The sequence below is a fragment of the Nocardiopsis lucentensis DSM 44048 genome (genome assembly GCF_000341125.1).
GTDB classification, from domain to species: domain Bacteria; phylum Actinomycetota; class Actinomycetes; order Streptosporangiales; family Streptosporangiaceae; genus Nocardiopsis; species Nocardiopsis lucentensis.
Window position 1 is genome coordinate 1 of sequence record NZ_ANBC01000640.1, and the last position, 3,716, is coordinate 3,716.

The 3,716-nt window shown below is 71.0% G+C and carries 5 protein-coding genes; 2 read left to right on the top strand and 3 right to left on the bottom strand.

Annotated elements, in window-relative coordinates; translation table 11 throughout:
• The first annotated feature begins 308 nt into the window (after positions 1-308).
• Positions 309-728 (top strand): helix-turn-helix domain-containing protein, encoded by a 420-nt coding sequence (locus D471_RS0122745; RefSeq protein WP_017600748.1) that lies wholly within the window; start codon positions 309-311, stop codon positions 726-728.
• A 103-nt stretch (positions 729-831) separates the two neighbouring features.
• On the opposite strand, the gene D471_RS0122750 is transcribed toward D471_RS0122745, so the two are convergent.
• The 3 genes from D471_RS0122750 to D471_RS0122760 all read right to left on the bottom strand — a co-directional run bounded on the left by D471_RS0122750 (position 832) and on the right by D471_RS0122760 (position 2,808).
• Positions 832-1,452 (bottom strand): ClpP family protease, encoded by a 621-nt coding sequence (locus D471_RS0122750; RefSeq protein ID WP_017600749.1) that lies wholly within the window; start codon positions 1,450-1,452, stop codon positions 832-834.
• A complete protein-coding gene (locus D471_RS0122755) occupies positions 1,449-2,114 on the bottom strand; it encodes a ClpP family protease (RefSeq protein ID WP_017600750.1) in 666 nt (221 codons plus the stop codon). The genes D471_RS0122750 and D471_RS0122755 overlap by 4 nt, the downstream gene beginning before the upstream one ends.
• 196 nt (positions 2,115-2,310) lie before the next feature.
• Positions 2,311-2,808: a MarR family transcriptional regulator gene (locus D471_RS0122760; protein WP_017600751.1), complete on the bottom strand. Its 498-nt coding sequence runs from the start codon at positions 2,806-2,808 to the stop codon at positions 2,311-2,313.
• A gap of 233 nt (positions 2,809-3,041) precedes the next feature.
• On the opposite strand from D471_RS0122760, the gene D471_RS35665 reads away from it, so the two are divergent.
• Positions 3,042-3,716: proton-conducting transporter transmembrane domain-containing protein (locus tag D471_RS35665; protein WP_275041346.1), on the top strand; the 675-nt coding region annotated here is incomplete at its 3' end.

Below are 3,716 nucleotides of genomic sequence, written 5' to 3' on the forward strand. Positions count from 1 at the left end.
CCCAACGCACCGATGATCAGACCGACGACGATCGCGCTGATGATTCCGGTGATCTCCACGGGTCCCTCCCTGGTCGACGCCCTTACCCTCGTTCCCACTGGTCAGCCGATGGACACCGCGCGCACGCCGACGGGGGCAACCCTTGGCAGGACCTTGCCCGATGCGTGGGCCGCGCGTGGCCGGATCCAGCCCGTGTCCGGCGTGTCCCCTTCTGCCGTCGGCAGAAGCGCGCCCGGTCCCTCCCCCGCCCCGCGCGCGCGGCGTACGCTCGGAGTCGGAGCAGCGCCGCACGCCCCCGGGAGGCACCGATGACCGACACCGTCCTTCGCTCCCTGGACGAGGCCCGCCGGGGTCCCCGACCGGAGACGCGTGGGGAGCCCGCGGAGCGCGGTGAGCCGCTCATGCGCGACCTCATCGGCGACCTGCTGCGACGCACTCGGACCGAGCAGGGGCGAACGCTCCGGGACGTCGCCGAGGACGCCCAGGTCTCGCTCCCCTACCTGTCGGAGATCGAACGGGGCCGCAAGGAGGCCTCCTCCGAGGTACTCGCCGCGGTGTACCGCTCCCTGGGCCTGAGCCTCACCGACGTCCTCGCCGAGCTGTACCAGAGCACCGTCCTGACGACCCCGTTCCGGACCGGTACCGGCCTGGGCGACTTCCGTCGGGCCGGCGCGACCGCCGTCCCCGCGCCCGCGCACGGGGCTCAGGTCATGTCCCTGGCCGCCTGAGCGGCACCGCCTCCGGATCAGCGGAAACGGTCGCCGTGCACCGCGGCCGGGCCGGAGGGGTCCGGCCCGGCGGGGATCGGACGGTACCGCGGCCCCGGCCCTCTCACGCGGCCTGGCGTGCCCCGCTCGACAGTGCGCGGGTGGTGACGATCCCGTCCACCAGCCCGTAGTCCCTGGCCTGTCCGGCGGTGAAGATCCTGTCCCGGTCGGTGTCGGCCCGCAGCCGCTCCACCGTCTGTCCGGTGTGCCGGGACAGGATCGTCTCGACCTGTGAACGCACGCGCAGGATCTCCTCCGCCTGGATCTCCAGGTCGGCGGCGACCCCCTGCCCCTCGGTCGACGGCTGGTGCAGCAGCACCCGCGCGTGCTCCAGCGCCATCCGCTTGCCCGCCGTCCCCGCCGCGAGCAGCACGGCCGCGGCCGAGGCCGCCTGGCCCATGCACACCGTGGCGACGTCGGCCCGCACGAACCGCATGGTGTCGTAGATGGCGGTCAGCGCCGTGAACGATCCGCCCGGCGAGTTGACGTACAGCTGGATGTCGGTCTCGCTCGACTCGTAGTCCAGGTGCAGCATCTGCGCCATGACCACGTTGGCGACGTCGTCGTCGATCGGCGTCCCCAGGAAGATGATCCGCTCCGACAGCAGTCGGCTGAACACGTCGGAGGACCGCTCGCCCCGGGGAGTGCGCTCCACGACCATCGGCACGGTGTAACGTCCGCTCACTTGTCCTCTCCCCCGATCCGGTTCGCGAACCCGGGCGCCGCGGTCCCGAGGCGGAACCCGGATCCCGACAACTCCGACACCGACGTCACCACGTGGTCCACGAAGCCGTAGTCCTTGGCCTCCTGGGCGGTGAACCACGCGTCGCGGTGCTGGTCCTCGGCGACGGTCTCCTCACTCTGACCGGTGTGCTCGGCGATGAGCCGAACCATGGTCCGCTTCGTGTGCGCGAGGTTCTCCGCCTGGATGGCGATGTCGGCGGCGGTCCCGCCGAGCCCGCCCGAGGGCTGGTGCATCATGATCCGCGCGTGCGGCAGGCTGTAGCGCTTGCCCGCCGTCCCGGCACAGGCCAGGAACTGGCCCATACTGGCGGCGAACCCCATCACCAGCGTGGACACGTCGTTGGGGATGAACCGCATCGTGTCGTAGACGGCCATTCCCGCGTAAACGGAGCCGCCGGGGCTGTTGATCGCGAGGGTGATGTCACGCCGGGGGTCCTCGTCGGCCAGCAGCAGCATCTGGGCGCACACCCGATTGGCGCTGGTCTCGTCCACCTGTGTGCCCAGCAGCACGATGCGGCTGCGCAGCAGGCGGGCGGCCAACTGGTCGTCGAAGGCGCCACCCGCGGCGTCCTGTTCGGCGACGGGCCGTTCGTGGGTCAGCATGGAACTCTCCTCCACCGGTCGGCGGAGCGTTCGTCCGCCCGGCCGGTGGTTCCACCCTGCGGCGGCGCGCCCGGGGACTTCCACCGTTTCGGCCCGGGGCAGATCTGCCCACGGCAGACCCTGGGCAGCACGTGGGGAAACATCCTGGCCAGGACCCCGTGATCCGCTCCACGGCATCGTGCGCCGCGGGGCGGGTTCACACGTCGTCGAGGGCCTCGCGCAGGTCGCGCAGGATGGTGACCACGTGCGGCCGCAGCGACGGCCGGATCGCGTCGTACATCTTGCGCTGCTTGAGCTCCAGCGCACTCCGACGGACGGAGAGGATCCGCTCACCCTCCTCGGTGATGTGCACCACCGTGCTGCGCTCGTCCCGCTCGGACCGACGGCGCGCCATCATGCCCTTGCGCTCGAGCTGTTGGATCATGCGAGTGGCGGAGGGGGACGACACGCCGACGACCCGGGCGACCGCGCCGACGCTCGGCTCGTCCATGCCGCGTACGGCCTCCATCAGGAGCGCCTGCGTCAGCGTGAGCTCCTCGTGTCCTTGGCCGCTGCGGGAACGGGCGTGTATCGCGGCGTTGATCAGTTCGGTCCAAGCGCGCTGGAACTCGTCGAGCCCGGCGTCGGGCGGCTCGGCGTCACGTGCTTCGGGGTCGGGCGGCTCGACTCCGGGTTCGGCTGTCTCGTCAGACACGAAACGATCCTCGCTGACTGGGCGCAGGCCACACACCTGGACGCGCGCGGCGGTTTGATTATTGTGTAGTCTAGCTATTAGATAGCCAAGGTACGCAATTTCACGATGATCCATGCCCCGCCGAGGCCGAACCGACACCTCCGCCCGCGGAATCGTCGCCCCGGCCCCGGGGCGGGTGTCCGCTCCGGATGCAAGCGGGCCCGGACCCATCCGGGAGGGACGCATTGACCACCGTGCTCGTCGCACACTTCATCGCTGCGGCGCTCGCCCCCCTGCTCGTACGGCGATGGGGCCGAAGCGCGTTCATCGCGCTCGCCGCCGTCCCCGGCGCCGCCACCGTCTGGGCCCTCCTCCAGGCCCCCGCGATCACGCGCGGCGACACGCTCTCGACGTCGGTCGCGTGGGCGCCGCAGTTCTCGCTGCGGCTGGGCCTGTACATGGACGCGCTCGGACTGGTGATGACGCTCATCGCCGCCGGTGTCGGCGCGCTCATCCTCGTCTACTGCTCCCGCTACTTCGAGGACTCCGAACCCGGGCTCGGCCGGTTCGCGGGCGTGTTCACCGCCTTCGCCGCCGCCATGCTCGGCCTGGTCCTGGCCGACGACCTCATCCAGCTCTTCGTGTACTGGGAGCTGACCACCGTCTTCTCCTACCTGCTCATCGGGCACAGCACCGAGCAGAAGGAGAGCCGCCGCGCCGCCATGACCGCGCTGACGGTCACCACCGCGGGCGGGCTGACCATGTTCGTCGGCCTGATCATGCTGGGTCGGGCGGCGGGCACCTTCGTCATCTCCGAGATCGTCGCCGACCCGCCGCCCGGCGGCACCGCCCTCAACATCGCCCTGGCGCTCATCATGATCGGCGCCATGTCCAAGTCGGCCCTGACCCCCTTCAGCCTGTGGCTGGCC

Bases quoted from the DNA above. Each gene is read 5' to 3' on its own strand.
- D471_RS0122745 (WP_017600748.1), top strand. From the start codon at position 309: ATGACCGACACCGTCCTTCGCTCCCTGGACGAGGCCCGCCGGGGTCCC.
- D471_RS0122755 (WP_017600750.1), bottom strand. From the start codon at position 2,114: ATGCTGACCCACGAACGGCCCGTCGCCGAACAGGACGCCGCGGGTGGC.